This is a genomic window from Pseudomonas sp. Gutcm_11s (assembly GCF_028649395.1).
Classification (GTDB): Bacteria; Pseudomonadota; Gammaproteobacteria; order Pseudomonadales; family Pseudomonadaceae; genus Aquipseudomonas.
Genome location: NZ_JAQSUW010000010.1, coordinates 131,999 through 153,561, shown reverse-complemented (window position 1 = coordinate 153,561; position 21,563 = coordinate 131,999). Strand labels below are relative to the sequence as shown.

Sequence of the window (21,563 nt, the reverse complement as noted above, 5' to 3'; positions counted from 1 at the left end):
ATGGCTGAGGTCGCGCGCGGTTCCCCTGGCGTGGCGGGTGGCGCCTGCGGAAAGGGGGAATGGCGGCGCAAGCCCATCCGCCTGCGTCGATCCGGGGTTAGGCTGGCAGCACAAGAAGAACGATTCGCCCATGAGGTGCCGATGAACGTAGTCGTGATGGCCGTGCCGCTGTACATCCTGCTGATGCTGCTGGAGCTCGCCTATGAGCGCTGGAGCGGTCGCCACACCTATCGCCTGGCCGACGCCACCACCAGCATCAACACCGCCGTGCTGCGTGTGCTGCTGGAGGGGCCGCTGCGCCTGCTGCTGGTCATTCCCTACGCCTGGCTGTACGAGCATGCGCGGCTGTGGACGCTCGATCCGACCTCGCCCTGGACCTGGCTGCTCGGCTTCATCGCCGTGGACTTCTGCTTCTACTGGGCGCATCGCAGCCTGCACCGCTACAACCTGCTGTGGGGCGCGCACCAGCCGCACCACTCCAGCGAGGACTTCAACCTGTCCACCGCGCTGCGCAAGGGCGCCTTCCAGACCGGCTTCGACTGGCCCTTCTACCTGCCGTTGGCGCTGCTCGGCCTGCCGTTGCCGCTGTTCCTGATCCTGCTCGGCGCACAGCTGGTCTACCAGTTCTGGATTCATTCGCAGCACATCGGCCGCCTGGGCGTGCTGGAGTGGTTCATGGTCACGCCGACCAACCACCGCGTGCATCACGGGCAGAACGATCGCTACATCGACAAGAACCACGGCGGCGTGTTCATCGTCTGGGATCGCCTGTTCGGCACCTATGCCGATGAGGACGAGCCGGTGCGCTACGGCGTGACCACCCCGGTGCGCACCTTCGACCCGATCCGCCTGCAGTTCTCCTGGTGGCGCCTGCTGTGGGCCGACGCCGTGGCGACCCGCTCCTGGTGGGACAAGCTGCGCCTGTGGTGGATGCCCACCGGCTGGCGCCCGGCGGATGTGGCCGAGCGGCCCTGGCCGAAGATGGGTGCGGACAAGTTCGACTGCGCCTATCCGGCGGGCCTGAAGTGGTACGCCTTCGTCCAGTTCGTGGCGATCAACGCCATGGCCCTGAGCTACCTGGCGGCGGTCAAGCGCGCCGAGCTGTGGCACGCGTTGCTGCTGGTGCCGCTGGTGCTGGCCGGCTGCGTTGGCCTGGGCCTACTGTTCGAGGGCAAGCGCACCTTGTGGAAGGTGGAGGCGGGGCGTCAGGTGCTGATGGCGGGCGCGGCACTGGCCTGGGTGTTGTGGCTGGCGCCGCAGCAGCTGGCGTTGGGACTCGGCCTGGCCGGAATCTGCCTGGCCAGCCTGCTGTGGCTGGTTTGGCTGGCGGCGCGGCCGCAGATGGCGCAGGCGTCCTAGGGCTTACAGGTGGTCCAGCGGCAGGCCGGTGCGCGCGGCCAGGGCCTGGCTCTCCAGGTGATCCTTGGGTGCGGCGAGGTGCAGCGGTTTGCCGGCCTCGGTCGCCAGGCGCCTGGCCTCGTCGAGAATGCGCCGGGCCACGCCGCGCTTGCGGGTGAGCTTGCGCACGCACAGGTGCGACAGGCGCCAGTGCGTCTCGCCGCGCTGCAGCAGGGCGGCGCCGAGTAGGCGGTCGTTGAAGCGCCCGGCGATCAGCTTGCCGCTGCCGATGCCGTCGGCGAGCAGGGCGTCGACGCTGGCGTAGGGCTCAAGCAGCCAGTCCGGCGCGTCGGCGTAGACCTTGCCCAGGTCGGTGTGGTCCTGGGTGGACGGGCGGCTGACGATTTCGACCAGAACGGGCATGACGACTTCCTCGCAAGAGCAGGCTGCGCAGTGTAAGGCCAGGTCGATTGCACCGATAGCCAAGACCCCGACCGCCGCCGGTAGCCGCCCAAGCCCCGCCACGCCTATAATGGCGGCCTTTTCCGTGAGCAGCCGTGGAGCTGGAGAGATGGCCGAACGTACGGCGTCCGTCGAGCGCAACACCCTGGAGACCCAGATCAAGGTCTCGATCAACCTGGATGGTACTGGCAAGGCCAAGTTCGATATTGGCGTGCCGTTCCTTGAGCACATGCTCGACCAGATCGCCCGTCATGGCCTGATCGACCTGGATATCTACTGCAAGGGCGACCTGCACATCGACGACCACCACACCGTGGAAGACGTCGGCATCACCCTCGGCCAGGCCTTTGCCAAGGCCGTCGGCGACAAGAAGGGCATGACCCGCTACGGCCACTCCTACGTCCCGCTGGACGAGGCGCTGTCGCGCGTGGTGATCGACTTCTCCGGTCGCCCAGGCCTGCAGATGCATGTGCCGTTCACCCGCGCGGTAGTTGGCGGCTTCGACGTGGATCTGTTCCAGGAGTTCTTCCAGGGCTTCGTCAACCATGCCCTGGTCAGCCTGCACATCGACAACCTGCGTGGTACTAACACCCACCACCAGATCGAGACCGTGTTCAAGGCCTTCGGCCGCGCCCTGCGCATGGCCGTCGAGCTGGACCCGCGCATGGCCGGGCAGATGCCGTCGACTAAGGGCGTGCTCTGATGCAGACGGTTGCCGTCATCGACTATGGCATGGGCAACCTGCACTCGGTGGCCAAGGCTCTGGAGCACGTTGGCGCCGGGCGAGTGATCGTCACCAGTGACGCCAATGTGATCCGCGAGGCCGACCGCGTGGTGTTCCCCGGCGTCGGCGCGATCCGCGACTGCATGGCCGAGATCAAGCGCCTGGGCTTCGACGCCCTGGTGCGCGAAGTCAGCCAGGATCGCCCGTTCCTCGGTATCTGCGTCGGCATGCAGGCCCTGCTGGAGCGCAGCGAGGAGAACGGCGGTGTCGATTGCATCGGCCTGTTCCCCGGCCAGGTGCGCTTCTTCGGCAAGGATCTGCATGAAGACGGCGAGCACCTGAAGGTGCCGCACATGGGCTGGAACGAAGTGGCGCAGGTGGTCGACCACCCGCTGTGGCACGAGATTCCGGACAACGGCCGCTTCTACTTCGTGCACAGCTACTACATCGAATCTGGCAACCCGGCCCAGGTGGTCGGCGGCGGGCACTACGGCAAGGATTTCGCCGCGGCGCTGGCCGAGGGTTCGCGCTTCGCCGTGCAGTTCCACCCGGAGAAGAGCCATACCCATGGCCTGCAGCTGCTGCAGAACTTCGTCGGCTGGGATGGCCGCCGGTAAATGAGCCGGGGCAAGAAGGTCGCGCTGCTGGAGCTGGAGGGCGGTCAGCAACAGGCCGCTCTGCAGGTGCTGAAGAGCTTCCTGGAAGACCGCTTCGAGCTCGAGCTGGGCTCGTTCGAGGTGCAGGAAGTGCTCGACCTGATCGGCCGCGAGATCGCCCCGCACTACTACAACAAGGCGATTGCCGATACGCAGACCCTGCTGGCCGAGCGTTTCGCCAGCCTGGAAAGCGATTTGTGGGCGCTCGAGAAGAGCTGACCCATCCACGAATTCACGATTTGAGCAGGTTCACGCGATGCTGATTATCCCCGCTATCGATCTCAAGGACGGCGCCTGCGTACGTCTGCGCCAGGGCCGCATGGAAGACTCCACCGTGTTCTCCGATGACCCGGTGAGCATGGCCGCCAAGTGGGTCGAGGGCGGCTGCCGTCGTCTGCACCTGGTTGACCTGAACGGCGCCTTCGAAGGCCAGCCGGTCAACGGCGAAGTAGTCACCGCCATCGCCAAGCGCTACCCGACCCTGCCGATCCAGATCGGTGGCGGTATCCGTACCCTGGAGACCATCGAGCACTACGTGCGCGCCGGCGTCAGCTACGTGATCATCGGCACCAAGGCCGTTAAAGAGCCGGAGTTCGTCACCGAGGCGTGCAAGGCCTTCCCGGGCAAGGTCATCGTCGGTCTGGACGCTAAAGATGGCTTCGTCGCCACCGACGGCTGGGCCGAGGTTTCCAGCGTGCAGGCCACCGACCTGGCCAAGCGCTTCGAGGCTGACGGCGTGTCCGCCATCGTTTATACCGACATCGCCAAAGACGGCATGATGCAGGGCTGCAACGTCGAGGCCACCGCGGCCCTGGCCGCCGCCAGCAAGATCCCGGTGATCGCCTCCGGCGGCATCCACAATCTCGGCGATATCGAGAAGCTGCTGCTGGCCCGTTCGCCCGGCATCATCGGCGCAATCACCGGCCGCGCAATCTACGAAGGCACCCTGGACGTCGCCGAGGCTCAGGCCTTCTGCGACTCCTATAAAGGCTGAGGACTCCGACATGGCGCTGGCGAAACGCATCATCCCGTGTTTGGACGTGGACAACGGCCGCGTGGTCAAGGGCGTCAAGTTCGAGAACATCCGCGACGCCGGTGATCCGGTGGAAATCGCCCGCCGTTACGACGAGCAGGGCGCCGACGAGATCACCTTCCTCGACATCACCGCCAGCGTCGACGGTCGCGATACCACCCTGCACACGGTGGAGCGCATGGCCAGCCAGGTGTTCATCCCGCTCACCGTCGGTGGTGGCGTGCGCACCGTGCAGGACATTCGCAACCTGCTCAATGCCGGCGCCGACAAGGTCTCGATCAACACCGCCGCGGTGTTCAATCCTGAGTTCGTCGGCGAAGCCGCCGATCGATTCGGCTCGCAGTGCATCGTCGTTGCCATCGATGCCAAGAAGGTCGCCCCGGGCCGCTGGGAAATCTTCACCCACGGCGGGCGCAAGCCGACCGGCCTGGATGCCGTGGCCTGGGCGAAGAAGATGGAAGACCTCGGTGCTGGCGAAATCCTGCTGACCAGCATGGACCAGGACGGCGTGAAGAGCGGCTACGACCTCGGCGTCACTCGCGCCATCAGCGAGAGTCTGAGCATTCCGGTGATCGCCTCCGGCGGCGTCGGCAACCTGGAGCACCTCGCCGCCGGCATCCTCGAAGGCAAGGCCGATGCGGTGCTGGCTGCCAGCATCTTCCACTTCGGCGAGTACAGCGTGCCGGAGGCCAAGGCCTACCTGGCCAGTCGCGGCATCGTGGTGCGCTGAGCCTTATCCTTTATATAGGTAGCCGGGGCGTGCAATGCGCCCCGTGTTCGACTCTCTGATGAGAGGCTTCTAGGGTGATTCGGCCATTTTCTGGTGCGCGAATCCTCATCTCTTCGTTAGGCACTCCTTCTGCTGAACGGCTATAGTCAGAATGGCTTTCTGCCAGCATTCTAGGCATGGTGGCGGAAAAGTGTTGTCAAGAATCTGACATGGCTTATTTTCAATTCCGAAAGGTTCTTTCTCTATCCCTCAAGGTTTGAGGGATTCTGCCGTCAATCTACAAACGGGTTTCTCTATCTCCGCGACGGCATGCCTGGGTGGCACGGCTGAGGCGGCTCTTCTCTCTGTGCAGGTACAAAAACAATGAGCAGCATCTTCACCGGCAAGACCACCGCCCAGGTGGCCGCAATGACTACTGCCGAAATTGCGGCGCTGACCACCGAAGATATTGCCGGCATGAGTACGGCGCAGATGGTGGCTTTCACCACTGCACAGATCCGAGCGTTGACTACCGAAAGCATTGAGGCGCTTAGCACCGCCCAATTGCGCGCCATGGAGACGGCAGACTTCGCCGTTCTCACCTCTGACCAGATTCCCGCACTGGATGCTGCGCAAACCGCAGCGCTGACTACTGCACAGATTGTGGCCCTGACTACTGCTCAGGCCGCGGCGTTGAATGCCACCCAGGCCGCCGCGTTGACCACTGCCCAACTGCAGAAGATGGAGACTGCTGACCTCGCTGCTATCGGTACCGCTCAGATCGAGGCGCTTTCCAGCACTCAGGTGCTCAGCCTCAGCACTGTTCAACTGGCTGCCCTGCGGACCGCGCAGATCGCAGCGCTTGATACCGAAGACCTTGCAGCTCTGAGCGCTGCATCCATCAAGGCCCTGACTTCAGCCCAGGTTGCCGCGCTGACCGTTGGGCAGGTAGGCGCGCTCAGCACGCTACAAATTGCTGCGCTGGATACTGATGTCGGCGCAATGACCAATGCCCAGCTTGCTGCGCTGGAGTCGCACCAGGTTGCAGCATTGAATTCCATCCAGGTCGGCTCGCTAACGCCGGCCAAGCTGGCTGCTCTGGACGCGGCTGACATTGCCTATCTCAGTACTGCTGTCGTGGCTGCTCTGAAAACTAACCAGATGGCCGGTCTGACGACTGCGCAGGTGGAGGCTCTGACCACGCTGCAGGTCAGCAAGCTCTCGGCTGCCCAGTTGGGAGCTCTGACCACGGCCCAAGTGCGGGCCATGGACGAGGCTGATCTGGCTGTGCTGTCTACCGCGGCCATCATCGGCCTCACTACGGCTCAGGTTGTTGCTCTTACTACCGATCAGATTCAGGCGCTGACTACCGCTCAGATTGCCAGGTTGGAAACGGCCGATGTACGGGCATTGTCGGCAGCGCAGATCACCGCCATGGAGAGCAATCAGATCGGTGCTCTGACATCGGCGCAGATGCCAGCCCTGACCACCGAGCAGATCATTGCCATTGATGCTGGTGATCTTGCGGCGGTAGGGACTGCGGCAATTGCCATGCTGACCACCGCTCAAGTGGCCAAGCTGACCACCGACCAGATTGAGGCTCTGACCACTGCCCAGGTCAAGGCGCTGAAGGCTGCGCAGTTGGCTGCGCTCACCACTGCGCAAGTGCGTGCTTTGGAAGAGGTCGACATCGCGGCACTGGCTCCGACCAGCATCGCCGGCTTCAGCACCGCCCAGATTGTTGCCCTGACCAGTGATCAGGTCGCTGCGTTGACTACCGCTCAGGTCGCGGCACTGGACTCTGCCGATGTGAAGGCGTTGACCGTCAGCCAGATCGGTGCTTTGGACTCTGCTCAGGTAGGTGCATTGACCGCGGCCCAGGTGCTGGTGCTCTCGACGGCCCAGATTGCCGCTCTTGACGCAGATATCGTTGGCCTCGCCCCGTCTACCGTCGCGGCAATGACGACGACACAGGTGCGTGCGCTGAGCACCGATCAGATTGAAGCACTGACTCCTGCTCAAGCTGCCGCGCTGACTGCTGCCCAGGTCACTGCGCTGAGCACGGCTAGTATCGCTGCCATAGAGGTCGTTGATTTTGTCGCGATCAATACCGCGGCCATCAAGGGGCTGACCACTGCTCAGGTGCAGGCGCTGACTGCTCCTCAGGTTGCGGCGCTGACTTCCGCGCAGATTCGCGCCATGGATCCTGTTGATGTGGCTGCGCTGAGTACAGCAAGTATTGCTGCCCTTAGTTCGGCGCAAATTGGTGCGCTGACCGCGGCGCAGATTGGCGTGCTCACCACTGCGCAGATTCAGGCGATCGATGATACCGATCTGATTGCGCTTCCTCCGGCGACCATTGCCGGTTTGACCACCGCTCAGGTGCGTGCCCTTACCAGCGATCAGCTGCTGGCGCTGACGACGGCGCAAGCAGCTGCGCTGACTGGTGCCCAAGTGGGGGCCATGACGACCGATCAGATCTCCTCGTTGGAGGTTGCTGATCTTGCCAAGCTTTCGACTGCGGCGATTATCGGCCTGACCAGTGCGCAGGTGGTTGCCCTGACCGATGCCCAGCTGCAGGCATTGACCACGGCGCAGGTCGCTGCCATGGAGGCCGGTGACTTCAAGGCTCTCAGTGCAGCAGACATCACCCTGCTCAGCGCCGCACAAATTGGCGCGGTGACCGCGGCCCAGATTGCTGTGCTGAGTACCGCGCAGATCCAGGCGATCGAAGTCGGTGACATTCCGAGCCTGTCGATCGCGGCGGTCAAGGCACTGACCACCGCTCAGGCTGCGGCCCTGACCAGTGATCAGGTTGCGGCATTGACTACTGCGCAGGTTGCTGGACTTGAGCCGGCGGATCTTGCCGCTCTGGGGACTGCGCAGCTCGTGGCCTTGAGTCCGACACAGGCTGCAGCACTGACGTCTGCGCAGCTTGCTGCCCTGCCGACGGCCAAGCTGGCCGCTCTGGAGGTCGCCGATTTCGCTGCTCTTACGACGCTGGCAGTACGTGGTCTGACCAGCGGGCAGATCGCGGCGCTGACCACCGACCAGATCGAGGCGTTGACGGTCGCTCAGGCGGCCTCTCTGACGTCGGCCCAGGTCGCTGCACTCAAGACCGCACAGCTCAACGCGCTCGAGGCCAGTGATTTGGCCGCGCTTTCCACCTCTGCCATTGCCGGTATGAGCAGCAGCCAGATTGCTAGCCTGGACGCGACACAGGTTGATGACCTGACGATTGCTCAGATCAAGGCAATCGAAACGGGCGATATCCGTGCAATGACCACTGCGCAGATGGCTGCGCTTACTGCGCCGCAGGTCGATGCGCTGACCATTCCGCAACTGGTGGCGATGACCACCGCGCAAATCGATGCCCTCAGTGCTCCGCTGAGTGCCGAGCAGTTGGTTGCCCGAGAGATCGGTGCGTTGACGACTGCCAACATCAAGTCTCTTACCACGGCACAGATTGCGGCCTGGACTACTGCGCATGCGGCGGCGCTGACCTCTACGCAGGTGGCCGCCATGTCCACTGCGCAGATTCGCGCCTTCGAAACGACAGACCTGCAGGCGCTGTCGGTCAGCGTGATCAAGGGGCTCAGCACTGCCCAGATTTCCAAGCTGACCAATGCTCAGGTGGCTGCGCTTACCACTACCCAGATAGACGCCATTGAGACTGCTGACATTCTGGCGCTTACCACTGCGCAGATCGTCGCACTGAGAACCACTCAAGCCGCTGCTCTGGATTCTGCCCAGGTGGCTGTGCTGACCACGGCTCAGGTTCGCGCGCTGGAGGTTGCCGATTTGGCGGCCCTCAATGACGCGGTGATCAGCAAGCTGAGTGCAGCCCAGATCTCCGTTCTTAGTCCGGCGCAGGTTGCCGGCTTGACCACCTCGCAGATCCAGTCGCTTACCGCGGCGCAAATCAAGGCTCTGAGTACCACTCAGATGCAGGCATTGAGCTCGGCGCAATTCGCCGCTCTGGGATCGGCCCAGATCGCTGCGATGGAAACCGCCGACGTAGTTGCCCTGAGCACCGCACAGGTCGCTGCATTGAGCACTGCTCAGGTTGCTGCGCTCAGCACGGCTCAAGTGGTCGCGCTGACCAGCAAGCAGGTCGCTGCCCTGACCAGTGATCAGGTCGATGCGCTCAATACGGCACAGATCGTTGCCTTGGGCAGCGAAGACTTCAAGGCGATGACTACCGCTCAGATAGCGGTACTCGACTCTGCTCAGATTCGTGCGCTGCAGACCGCTGATGTTGCCGCGCTCACCACTGCCCACTTTGCCGCCCTGAGCAGTACTCAATTGGCTGCAATGACCACTGCTCAGGTCCGCGCTATTGAAACTGCTGACCTGCGTCAGCTCGGCACGGCGCAAGTCGCCAGCTTGAGCTCCAGCCAGATAGCAGCGTTGACCACCGCGCAGATATCCAAGCTGCTCACCAGCCAGATTGTTGCGCTGGAAACCCAAGACCTGGCGGCCCTCAATAGTGCTGCCATCGTCAGCCTGACACAGGCTCAGGTAGCGGCACTGACAACTGCTCAGATAGCGGCACTGACTCCGATCCAGATCGCTGCGTTGCAGACCAACGACCTGGCCATGCTGGACAGCGCGCAAATAGGCGCGTTGACCACCGCCCAGGTGGTGGCGCTGACCACTGCGCAAGTGGCAAGCATGACGCCAGAGCAGATTGCTGCCCTGGCGACAGAGGATCTGGCTCGACTTTCCGCTTTGCAGATCAAGGCCCTGACTTCTAGCCAGGTGGTTGAGCTTACTACCGAGCAACTGGCCGCTCTCGGAACTGCACAGGTGGCAGCTCTGGAAACGGCGGACCTGCGCGCGCTGAGCGAAGACCAGATCGCTGCGCTGAGCAGTGCTCAGGTCGCGGCACTCAGCACCGCCCAGGTCGTAGCGTTGACTACCGGTCAGGTCGCAGCTCTGGATGCCGAGGATATTGCTGGCATGGGGCTGGCTGCCTTCAAGGCGCTGACCACCGATCAGCTGCGTGCTCTTGGCGAAGAGCAGATGGCTGCACTGACTACCGCTCAGGCTGCTTCGCTTACCACTGCACAGATCCGTGCGCTCACCGTCGATCAGCTGGCCGCCATGGAAACAGCCGATCTGGTGGTACTGACCACCGCTAGCATCGCCGCCCTGCGGAACGCTCAGGTACAGGGGCTGACCTCCGAGCAGATTGTCGCCATGACCAGTGCTCAATTGGCCGCCCTGAGTACTCTGCAGATCGGCCTGCTCAGTGCTGAACAGGTAGCGGCTATCGAGACTGCCGATCTGGCGCGGCTCAGTTCTGCGGCCATCAAGGCTCTGAGCTCGGCTCAGGTGAGTGCCCTGAGCAGCGATCAGGTCGCGGCTCTGTCGACCGCTCAGGTCGCCGCCCTGGATACGGTGGATGTCGCCGTGCTGAGCCAGGAGCAGTTGCTGGCCTTGAGCAGTGCTCAACTGCGTGCGCTGAGCACTGCCCAGGTTGCTGCGCTTGGTTCCGATCAAGTGGCCTCTCTCGGTACCGAGCAGATCGAAGCTTTGACTACTGCACAGGTTCGGGCACTGGAAACCACTGATCTGCGCGCGCTCAGTGCCGAGCAGATCCAGGTGCTTACCACGGCCCAGGTAACCGCCCTGTCCACGGCCCAGATCGCCGCTCTGACCAGCGACCAAGTAGCTGCGCTGGAGATCGATGATCTGATCGTTCTGTCCACAGCGAGCATCAAGGCTCTGGGTAGTGACCAAGTAGCTGCGCTGACCACCGACCAGGTGGCTGCGCTCAGTACTGCTCAGGTGGTGGCCCTGGATAGCCAGGATGTTGCTGCCTTGGGTACCGCGCAAATTGTTGCCCTGACCAATGAGCAGATGGCCGCATTCAGCTCCGGCCAACTCGCAGCACTGAGCAGCGTGCAGATCGCCGCCATCGAAACTTCCGATCTGCAGCAGCTATCCACTGCCGTCATTCGTAACTTCACCACTGCGCAGATTCAGGCCCTGAGCGCTGATCAGGTCCAGGCGTTGACCGGGGCGCAGGTGACGGCCCTGAGCACATCCCAATTGGTCAATCTGAGCACTGACCAGATCGTGGCTCTGGATGCTGAGGATCTGTCGTTGCTCAGCACGGTGCAGATCGTGGCGCTCACCTCGGCTCAGATCGGCGCATTGACCGTCGAACAGGTAGCCAACCTGGCTTCCGAGCAGTTGGGCGCTCTCGAAACTGCCGATATCCGCGCTCTGGGGACCGCCCAGATCGCTGCCCTGACCGAAGATCAAGTCATTGCTCTGCGCTCCGCGCAACTGGCTGCACTGACCACGGACCAGATCCGCGCACTTGAAGCGCAGGATCTTGCTGCGCTGAGCAGTTCCGCTATCGCTGGCCTGAGCGTTGCCCAGGTGCAGGCATTCACCACCGAACAGATTGCCGCGCTGACCGAGAACCAGGTCCCGGCCCTGACTAGTGCGCAGATGGCTGCACTCAGTACCGAGCAGGTTGCGGCGTTCGAGCCGTCTGACCTGGCTGCACTGGCTCCATCGACCATCTCCGGTTTCAGTTCTGTGCAAATGGCTGCGCTGAGCACCGCGCAGATTGCAGCTCTGACCTCCGATCAGATCGCCGCTCTGGATGCCTCCGATCTGGCCTCGTTGACGACCGAACAGATAGTTGCCCTGACCCAGACCCAGGTGCGCGGCCTCACTTCCGCTCAGGTGGCGGCGCTGAGTACCGAGCAACTGGCTGCGATGGAGACTGCCGATCTGTCCAGGCTGACCACCATCAGCGTGTCCGCGCTGTCCTCGGCTCAGCTCTCTGCCCTTACCATCGATCAGGTTGTATCCCTCACCGTTGCCCAGATAGGGGCTCTGGGCTCGGCCAGTCTGGCTGGCCTGAGCACTGCCCAGGTTGCCGCCTTGTCCTCCAGCCAGGTGGCGGCCCTGAGTGTGAGCCAGGTGGCTGCACTGAGCACGGCGCAGATCGTGGCGCTGGATGCCGTAGACGTAGCTGCTCTGAGTAACACCCGTATTGCCGCGCTGACCAGTGTCCAGGTGGCTGCACTGACCCAGGGTCAACTGGAGGCACTGAGCACGGCACAGGTGCGCGCGCTGGAAACCGAAGATGTGGCCGCTCTGACCAGTGTTCAGATTGCCAGCCTCGATACCGCGCAGATCGCTGCCTTCAGCTCTGCACAAATTGCCGCGTTGACCAGTGTTCAGGTACAGGCACTTTCTGCCGAGCAACTCGAAGCGCTGAGCGGCGCTCAGGTTGCGGCCATCGAGACCGAGGACCTGGTTGCCCTCAGCACCGAACAGCTGCAAGCGCTGACCACGGCGCAGATCGCTGCGCTGAAGACCGCGCAGATCGCTGCCCTGACCACCGCCCAGGTAGCAGCCCTGGAAGCTGGCGATATCGCCGGCCTGAGCGCCGCCCAACTGGTGGCGCTGACCACCGCGCAGGCGGCAGCGCTGACTATCGACCAGATCTCGGCCCTGAGTGCTACCCAGGTTCGTGCGCTGGAAACCGCCGACCTTGCGGCCCTGGCAACCGATCGCATCGCGGCGCTGTCGACCGTGCAGCTGGAGGCGCTGACCACCGCGCAGATCGTGGCGCTGACTACCGATCAGGTACGTGCCCTGAGCGCCGACCAGCTATCTGGTCTGACTACCGCCCAGGTACGTGCCTTGGCTACCGATGACCTGGCTGCCCTGACGACCGGTCAGATCGCTGCCCTGTCTCAGGATCAGGTCGCTGCGCTGAGCAATGCCCAGGTAATTGCCCTGACCACCGCGCAAGTCGCTGCCATTGAGGTCGCCGATCTGGCTGGCCTCAGCAACGCACAGCTGCAGGCCATGCAGACCGAGGATCTGGCGGCGCTGACTACTGCCCAGATCGCGGCCCTGAGCACCGCTCAGCTGTCCGCCCTGAGTTCTGCGCAGATCGTCGCGCTGACCAGTCAGCAGGTTGCTGCCCTGACCAATAGTCAGGTGCAGTCTCTGTCCACCAGCCAGATTCGTGCTCTGGAGACCGTTGATCTGGCGGCGCTGACTACCGCTCAGGTGCAGGCGCTGACCACCGCCCAGGTGGTGGCATTGAGCACTGCCCAGGTCGCCAGCCTGACCCAGACCCAGGTTGCCGCCCTCGAAAGCAGTGATCTGCGTGCCCTGACTACTGCACAGATCGTTGCCCTGACCACCGCGCAGATCCAGGCCCTGACCACTACGCAGATCACCCAGCTGACCAGTACCCAGATCGCCGCGCTGGAAACTGCCGACCTGGCCGCTCTCAGTCAGGAGCAGGTGTTCGCCCTGGCCGGCTCGCAGCCGACCGCGCTGACCACTGCGCAGATCGCCAACCTGCCGACCGCGCAAATCGCTGCCTGGCAGACTGCCGACTTGGCCAACCTGACCACCGCGCAGATCGTGGCCCTGACTACCGCCCAGGTGCAGGCGCTGACCCTGGAACAGGTACCGGCCCTGACCACCGCGCAGATTCGTGCGATGGAAACCGCCGACCTGGCGTCGCTGACCGCCGAGCAGGTGGCCAATCTGACGACCGCCCAGGTCGTTGCACTGACTACTGCGCAAATCGTGGCGCTGACCACCGCTCAAGTGGCGGCTCTGGAAACGGTCGACCTGCGTGCCCTGAGCACCGTGCAGATCCGTGCTCTGGAAACCGCCGACCTGGCGGCTCTGACCGATGTTCAGATCGCAGCCATGACCACTGCTCAGTTCGCTGCACTGACCACTGCCCAGATCAGCAAGCTCACCGCTGGCCAGATCGCGGCGATGGAGACCACCGATCTGCGTGCCCTGAGCACCGATCAGATCGTGGCGCTCACGTCCGTCCAGATCCAGGCCCTTGGCGTGGCGCAGATTGCCGCGCTGACTACTGCCCAGGTGCGTGCCATCGAGACCGCCGACGTGGCGGTACTGAGTGCCGAGCAACTGGCCGCGCTGACCACCGCTCAGGCAGTGGCTCTGACTACGGCGCAGATTGTGGCCCTGACCACTGCCCAGGTTCAGGCGCTTGAGCTGGTTGACCTGCAGGCGCTGACCACTGCACAGCTGGTCGCGATGGAAACCGCCGACCTGGCTGCGCTGCGTACCGATCAGATCGAGGCGCTGACCACCGCCCAGGTCGCTGCTCTGACCAGTGCCCAGCTGCAGGCGCTGACCACCGCGCAGGTGGCTGCGCTCGAGACCGCCGATGTGGTGGCCCTGAGCCCGAGCCAGATTTCCAAGATGGAAACCGCGGACATTGCTGCCCTGCAGGCGGCGCAGATTGCCGTGCTGACCACCGCTCAGGCGGTGGCGCTGACCACGGCGCAGATCCAGGCACTGACCAGCGACCAGCTGGCTGCCCTGAGTACTGCCGATCTGCATGTTCTGACCACCGCCCAGATCCGCGCCATCGATGCGGCCGATCTGGTTGCCCTTAGCAGCAGCCAACTGGTGGCGCTGACCACCGCCCAGGCCGCCGCCCTGACCACTGCTCAGGTCGCCGCCCTGGCGCCGAGCCAAGTGAGTGCTCTGGAGGCCGTCGACCTGGCGGCACTGGGTACCGCGCAGATCGTGGCCATGAGCTCGGCTCAGCTGGCTGCCCTGACCAGTGTTCAACTGCAAGCGCTGACGCCAGCTCAGGTCAAGGCCATCGAGACCGCCGATCTGGCGGCACTCAGTGGTACGCAGGTGAACAAGCTGACCGTTGCCCAGGTCCAGGCGCTGACTTCTGCGCAACTGGTCGCGCTGACCACTGCCCAGGTTGAGTCCCTGACCACTGCGCAGATCGCTGCGCTGACCACCGCGCAGATCCAGGCGCTGCAGACCGACGATGTGGCGGCGCTGACCGCGGCGCAGATCGTCGCGCTGAGCACTGCCCAGGCTGCCGCCCTGACCGGCGCGCAACTGGCTGCGTTGACTGCCGACCAGATATCCGCCCTCGAACTGGCTGATCTGGCTGCGATAAGCACTCTGGTTATCCCGAGCCTGACCGTGGCCCAGATTGGCGCGCTGAGCGATGCGCAGATCGCCGCCCTGACCACCGCGCAGATCGCCGTGATGGAAACGGCCGATCTGGCCGCGCTGACCGCCGACCAGATCGTGGCGCTGACCAGCGCCCAGGTGGCCTCGCTGAGTACTGCTCAGCTGTCCAAGCTGACCACTGCACAGATCGAGGCGCTCGAAACTGCCGATGTTCGTGCCCTGAGTACCGCCCAGGTAGTCGCGCTGACGACCGATCAGGTGCGTGCGCTCAGCCAGGCGCAGATCGCCGCGCTGAGTACCGCTCAGGTGCGTGCGCTGGAGAATGCCGATGTGGCGGTTCTGACCAGCGATCAGCTGGCCGCGCTGACCACCGCGCAGATCCAGGCTCTGAGCACCGCGCAGATCGTCGCGCTGACCACTGCTCAGGTCTCGGCTCTGGAAGTTGCCGATGTGGCGGCACTGACCACTGCACAACTGGTCGCCATGGAAACGGCCGATCTGGCCGCGCTGACGGTCGAGCAGATCGCCGCGCTCAGTGGTGCCCAACTGGCCAAGCTGACGACTGCCCAGGTGGTGGCCTTGACCACCGCCCAGGTGGCCGCCGTGGAAACCAATGACCTGGCATCGCTGAGCAACGCCCAGCTGCAGGCCCTGAGCACTGCCCAGGTGCGTGCCCTGGGGGCCGATCAGATCGCCGCACTCGGTGCCGGCCAGGTGGCTGCGCTGTCGACTGCGCAGATCCAGGCCCTGAGCACCTCCCAGGTGGTGGCGCTGACCACCGCCCAGGTGGCTGCCCTGAGCACCGCCCAGATTGTCGGCCTGAGCACTGCCCAGGTCGCGGCACTGGAAACCGCAGACCTGGCCGCCCTGAGTACCGTGCAGATTCGCGCGATGGAGACTGCCGACGTCGTCGCCCTCAGTCCGGCACAGATCGCGGCGCTGACTTCTGCCCAGACCGCTGCGCTCTCCACCGCTCAGGTTGCCGCGCTGACCACCGTCCAGGTGGCGGCACTGCAGAGCGGTGATCTGGCGGTCATGAGCACCGCCCAGATCGTGGCGTTGAGCACTGACCAGGTACGAGCCCTCACGGGTGAGCAGGTCGCTGCGCTGACCACTGCCCAGGTCCGAGCGCTGGAAACCGCCGATATCGCGGCGCTGAGCACCGAGCAGGTGATCGCGCTGACCCCGACGCAGAGCGCCGCCCTGAGCACTGCTCAGATCGTTGCCCTGACTACCGCTCAGGTAGCCGCCCTCGAGGTGGCCGACCTGGCTGCACTGACCACCGCCCAGGTGCGTGCACTGGAAACCGCCGATATCGCGGTACTCAGTGCCGATCAGGTGGTAGCGCTGACCACGGCTCAGGTCGCTGCGCTGAGCACCGCTCAGATCGTGGCGCTGACCACCGCCCAGGTCGAGCAATTGTCCCTGGCCCAGGTTGCTGCCCTGACCACTGCCCAGGTGGCGGCGCTGCAGACGGCCGATCTCGCCGCCTTCAGTGACGTGCAGCTGGTTGCCCTGACCACCGCCCAGGCAGCTGCGCTGACCGGTGCGCAGATCGCCGCGCTCAGTGTCGACCAGATTGCAGCCCTGCAGGCCGTCGATTTCGCCGCCCTGTCCACGGCAGCTATCGTCGGTCTGACCACCGCCCAGGCTGCGAACCTGACGCTGGCACAAGTAGCTGCGCTGACCAGTGCGCAGATCGCGGCGCTGGAAATTGCTGACCTGGCCGCCATGACGCCGGAGCAACTGGCCGAACTCACTACCACCCAGGCTGCCGCGCTGAGCAGCGCGCAACTGGCTGCGCTGAACGAGGAACAACTGGCTGCTCTGGATCCGGATGCCCTGACCGCTGCCGAGATCGAGTTCATCAACTCGCTCACCACCGACAACGTGCCGGCTCTGACCACCGCTCAGATCGAGGCGCTGACCACCCGGCAGATCCGCATCATGGAGACCGAGGACATCGCTGCGATGACCAGTGTCCAGGTGCAGGCGCTGACCACCGCGCAGATCCAGGCGCTGACCACTGCACAGATCGCCGGGATGAAGACCGCCCAGATCGCCGCGCTGGAAAGCCAGGATGTTGCGGTACTGAGCAACTCCCAACTGGTGGCCCTGACGACCGCCCAGGCGGCCGCACTGACCGACAGCCAGATCGATGCGCTGAGCACTGCGCAGATCCGTGCACTCGAGGTGGCCGATCTGGCCGCTCTCAGCGCAGGTCGTATCGCCGGCCTGAGCACAGAGCAGATCGCGGCCCTCAGTGGTGCACAGATCCAGGGTCTGACCACGGCCCAGGTCGCCGCGTTGAGCGGTGAGCAGATCAAGGCACTGAGCACCGCGCAGATTCGCGCGATGGAAACCGCAGACCTCGCCGCCCTGACGGCGGATCAGGTAAGCGCCATCGAGACCGAGGACCTGCACGCCCTGACCAACGAGCAGATCACCGCCCTGACCAGTACCCAGGTCATGGCGCTGACCAATACTCAGGTTGCCGCCCTGGGCACCGCCCAGATCAAGGCCCTGAGCACCGAGGACGTGGCTGCTCTGACGGTCAATCAGCTCGATGCCCTGAGCAGCGCGCAGATCCAGGCGCTGACCACCGCGCAGATCGTCGCGCTGACCCCGGCGCAGTTCGCCAATGGCTTCTCGGCGGCGCAGATCAGCAAGCTCACCACCACCCAGATCGAGGCTCTGGCCACCGCGGATATCGCGGCCCTGACCGAGGAACAGGTGGCGGCCCTGACCACGCTGCAGACCGTGGCGCTGAGCACTGCCCAGTTCGCCAGCCTGTCGGCCTCGCAGGTCGCCGCACTGAGCACTGCCAGCGTCAAGGCGCTGAGTGCTGCCCAGTTGGTGGCGCTGACCACCGCGCAGGTGCAGGCCCTGGTGTTCGAGCAACTGGCAGCTCTGACCACCGACCAGATCGTGCTCATGGAAACCGCGGACATCGCCGCGCTGACCGCAGACCAGATCCAGCTGCTGTCCAGTGCCCAGGTCGCCGCGCTGACCGCGACCCAAGTGATCAACCTGACCACCGCACAGATCGCGGCCTTGGAACCGCAGGACCTGGCGGCCATGTCCACCACGGTGATCCCGCAACTGACCTCGGCTCAGGTCCAGGCGCTGACTCAAGACCAGATCGGCGCGCTGACAACCGCGCAGGTGCGTGCCCTGGAAACCGCTGACCTGGCGCTGCTGAGCAGCACCCAGCTGGCGGGCCTGCAGCTGAACCAGATGTCGTCGCTGACCACTGCGCAGATCGTCGCCCTTACTACCGCCCAGGTGCGGGCGCTGAGCAACGACCAGATTCAGGCGCTGACCCAGGCCCAGGTCGCTGCGCTGGAGACTGCCGACATCCAGGCTCTGACCACTGCCCAGGTGGCTGGCATGGAAGCGCAGGACGTCGCCGCGCTGACCAGTGCCCAGCTGGTTGCCCTGACCAGCGATCAGGTGAAGGTGCTGACCGCCGAACAGATCCAGGCCATGACCAAGACCCAGCTGTCGCAGCTGGAGACGGCCGACCTGGCGTTGCTCAACACCGTGCAGATCCGCGCTATCGAGACGGCCGATATCAGCGGCCTGACCACCGCACAGATCGTCGCCCTGACCACCGAGCAGGTCGCCGCGCTGACCACCGCTCAGGTCGTGGCGTTGACCACCGCTCAGTTCCAGGCTCTGGAAACCGCGGACCTGGCGGCGCTGACCACCGCGCAGATTCGCGCCATGGAAACCCGTGACCTGGCAGTACTCAGCACCGCGCAGATTGCGGCGCTGACCAGCGATCAGGTGCAGGCGCTGACTACTGCGCAGATCGTGGCGCTGACCACCGACCAGATTCCGGCTCTGGATGCCGCCGACTTCGCCCTGCTCAGCACGGCGCAGATCGTCGCGATGCAGACCCGCGATGTGGCCGTGCTGACCTCTGCGCAGATCGTGGCTCTGACCACCGCCCAGGCCGAGGCGCTGACCTCGGCGCAACTGGCGGCCCTGACCACCGCGCAGCTGACCCGTATCGAGACTGCCGACCTGGTGGCGATCACCACGGCGACCCTGCAGGGCCTGAGTGCCGAGCAGGCGGCCGCGTTCACCACCGCACAGATCGCGGCACTGACTACCGCTCAGCTGGTCTCCATCAAGACTTCCGATGTGGCCGCGCTGACCACCGCACAGGTTGTTGCCCTCGGCAGCGATCAGGTCGCCGCGCTGACCACCGCACAGGTCGTGGCGCTGACCACTGCCCAGGTGGCCGCGCTGGAAGTCGCCGACTTCGCCGAGCTGACCACCGCGCAGATCGCCGCGCTGGAGACTGCCGACGTGGCTGCGCTTACCACCGCCCAGGTGGTGGCGCTGACCAATGCCCAGGCGGCTGCGCTCGGTTCCGCACAAGTGGCGGCGCTGAGCACCGCGCAGCTGGTGCAGATGGAAGTAGGTGACCTGGCCGCGCTGTCCACGGCGGCCATCGTCGGCCTGACCACCGCGCAAGCTGCTGCGTTGACCAGTGCGCAGATCCAGGCGCTGACCACCGACCAGCTGCAGGCCATGGAAACCCGCGATATCGCGGCGCTGACCACGGCGCAGATCCGCAACCTCACCAGCGACCAGTTCCAGGCGCTGACCACCGCGCAGATCAAGGGCCTCACCAGTGCCCAGGTCGAGGCAATGGAGACCGTCGATCTGGCGGCCCTGAGCACCGACCAGATTCGTGCGTTGGACGCGACCGACCTGGCCCTGCTCAGCACCACTCAGCTGGTCGAACTGACCGTCGCCCAGGTCGGTGCGCTGACCACCGACCAGGTCGTCAAGCTGACCACCGAACAGGTGCAGGCGCTGACTACCGCTCAGCTGCAGGCGCTGACCACCGAGCAGGTGGCGGCCATGCAGGGTGCCGACGTGGCGGTGCTGACCACCGCGCAGGTCGTCGCACTGACGGTTGCCCAGGTGCAAGCACTCACCACCGCGCAGATCGTGGCGCTGACCAGCGATCAGTTCGCGGCCATGGAAATCGGTGATCTGGCTTCCCTGAGCACTGCGCAGATCCAGGCCATCCAGGGTACCGACCTGGCGGCGCTGAGCTCCGCGCAGATCGCGGCCCTGACCGTCGGCCAGGTGCAGGCATTGACCACCTCGCAGATCGTTTCGCTGACCACTGCCCAGGTCGAGTCCCTGACTCTGGCTCAGGTGACGGCGCTGACCACTGCGCAGATCCAGGCTATGCAGATCTCCGACCTGGCCTCGATGACCACCGCGCAGATCCAGGCGCTGACCACCGCACAGGTGCAGGCACTGACGGCTTCGCAGGTCTACGGTCTGACCACCGCTCAGGTGGCCGCACTGGAGACTGCGGACCTGGCGGCGCTGACCACCGCGCAGATCCAGGCCATGCAGAACTCCGACCTGGCGTCCCTGACCACCGATCAGATCCCGGCGCTGACTACCGCGCAGATCCAGGCCCTGACCACTTCGCAGATCAAGGCGCTGACTACCGATCAGATCGTGGCCATGACCAGCGACCAGATCGCCGCCCTGGAAACCGCCGATGTAGTGGCGCTGACCTCGGCGCAGATCGGTGCTATCCAGGCCTCTGACTTCGCCCACCTCAACACCGCGCAGCTGGTGGCCATCGACGTGGCGGATATCGCCGCGCTGACTACCGACCAGCTGCAGGCGCTGAGCATGTCCCAGGCCGACGCCTTCACCGCGTCGCAGCTGGCGGCCATGAGCACCGACCAACTGGCCGTGCTGACCACTTCGCCGCTGATCCTCGATCTGAACGGTGACGGTGTGCAGACCCTGCACTGGGCCGCCAACACCCACTTCGACATCGATGGCGATGGCGATCTGGATGTCACCGGCTGGGTCAGCGAGGGCGATGGTCTGCTGGCGCTGGATCGCAATGGCGATGGCACCATCAACGACGGTAGCGAGCTGTTCGGTACCGCGACCACGCTGGCTGATGGCAGCAAGGCCCGCGACGGCTTCGCCGCGCTGGCCGAGCTCGACAGCAACCACGATGGCCGCATCGACGCTAACGACGAGGCCTTCTCCTCGCTGCGCGTGTGGATGGATGCCAACAAGGATGGCGTGAGCCAGGGCGGCGAGCTGTACAGCCTGTCCAGCCTGGGTATCGCCAGCATCAACCTCGAAGCGCAGCAGACCAGCGAGCTGAACAACGGTAACTGGATCGGCCTGCACGGCAGCTACCAGACCACCGACGGTGAGGTGCACAGCATCGTCGATGCCTGGTTCCGCAGTGGCGAGGCCGGCCAGGCCATCGACCTGACCCAGCTCGACTACCAGTCGATCAGCCTGCACAGCCTGAGCCGCATCGACCTGGGCGCCGACGCCGGCCACGCCAGCACGCTGAAGCTGGATGCGGAAAGCGTCAGCCACTTCGGCCAGGTTGGCCTGGTGGATACCGCTGGCCTGGGCGCTTCGCAGCCGGTGCAACTGGTCGTCAGCGGCGATGCCAATGACAGCGTGCAGATCGCCGGTTCGGCGGATCAGTGGCAGGCTGCGGGCAGCGTCGAGGTCGACGGCACCAGCTACGACGTGTACAACGACGGCGATATCCAGCTGCTGGTAGCCAGCAACGTGCACACCAGCTTCTACTCCTGAGTAGTGGCTGGAGCAGCTTCCCCCGGCGGTGCCTAGGCGCCGCCGGGG

At 64.7% G+C, this 21,563-nt stretch carries 8 protein-coding genes; 7 read left to right on the top strand and 1 reads right to left on the bottom strand.

Going from position 1 to position 21,563, the window contains the following annotated elements:
- The first annotated feature begins 141 nt into the window (after nt 1-141).
- Complete coding sequence (locus PTT45_RS05360; protein WP_273811935.1) at nt 142-1,359, top strand: sterol desaturase family protein; 1,218 nt, start codon at nt 142-144, stop codon at nt 1,357-1,359.
- Nucleotides 1,360-1,362: 3 nt separating this feature from the next.
- Here the strand turns inward: PTT45_RS05360 and PTT45_RS05355 are convergent, their stop codons facing one another.
- On the bottom strand, nt 1,363-1,761 hold the full coding sequence (locus PTT45_RS05355; protein ID WP_273811934.1) for an acetyl-CoA sensor PanZ family protein: 399 nt from the start codon (nt 1,759-1,761) through the stop codon (nt 1,363-1,365).
- Between the two features lie 148 nt (nt 1,762-1,909).
- On the opposite strand from PTT45_RS05355, the gene hisB reads away from it, so the two are divergent.
- The 6 genes from hisB (at nt 1,910) to PTT45_RS05325 (ending at nt 21,515) form a co-directional block, all read left to right on the top strand.
- Nucleotides 1,910-2,503 carry an imidazoleglycerol-phosphate dehydratase HisB gene (gene hisB / locus PTT45_RS05350; RefSeq protein ID WP_273811933.1) on the top strand — a complete coding sequence of 198 codons (594 nt, stop codon included), beginning with the start codon at nt 1,910-1,912 and terminating at the stop codon, nt 2,501-2,503.
- A complete protein-coding gene (gene hisH, locus PTT45_RS05345; RefSeq protein WP_273811932.1) occupies nt 2,503-3,141 on the top strand; it encodes an imidazole glycerol phosphate synthase subunit HisH in 639 nt (212 codons plus the stop codon). The genes hisB and hisH overlap by 1 nt, the downstream gene beginning before the upstream one ends.
- A complete protein-coding gene (locus PTT45_RS05340) occupies nt 3,142-3,399 on the top strand; it encodes a DUF2164 domain-containing protein (RefSeq protein WP_273811931.1) in 258 nt (85 codons plus the stop codon).
- 37 nt (nt 3,400-3,436) lie between these two features.
- Entirely contained in the window at nt 3,437-4,174 is a 738-nt protein-coding gene (gene hisA / locus PTT45_RS05335; RefSeq protein WP_273811929.1) for a 1-(5-phosphoribosyl)-5-[(5-phosphoribosylamino)methylideneamino]imidazole-4-carboxamide isomerase, read from the top strand.
- 10 nt (nt 4,175-4,184) lie between these two features.
- On the top strand, nt 4,185-4,943 hold the full coding sequence (hisF, locus tag PTT45_RS05330) for an imidazole glycerol phosphate synthase subunit HisF (RefSeq protein ID WP_273811927.1): 759 nt from the start codon (nt 4,185-4,187) through the stop codon (nt 4,941-4,943).
- Between the two features lie 363 nt (nt 4,944-5,306).
- Nucleotides 5,307-21,515: a beta strand repeat-containing protein gene (locus PTT45_RS05325; protein WP_273811926.1), complete on the top strand. Its 16,209-nt coding sequence runs from the start codon at nt 5,307-5,309 to the stop codon at nt 21,513-21,515.
- Nucleotides 21,516-21,563 lie beyond the last annotated feature (48 nt).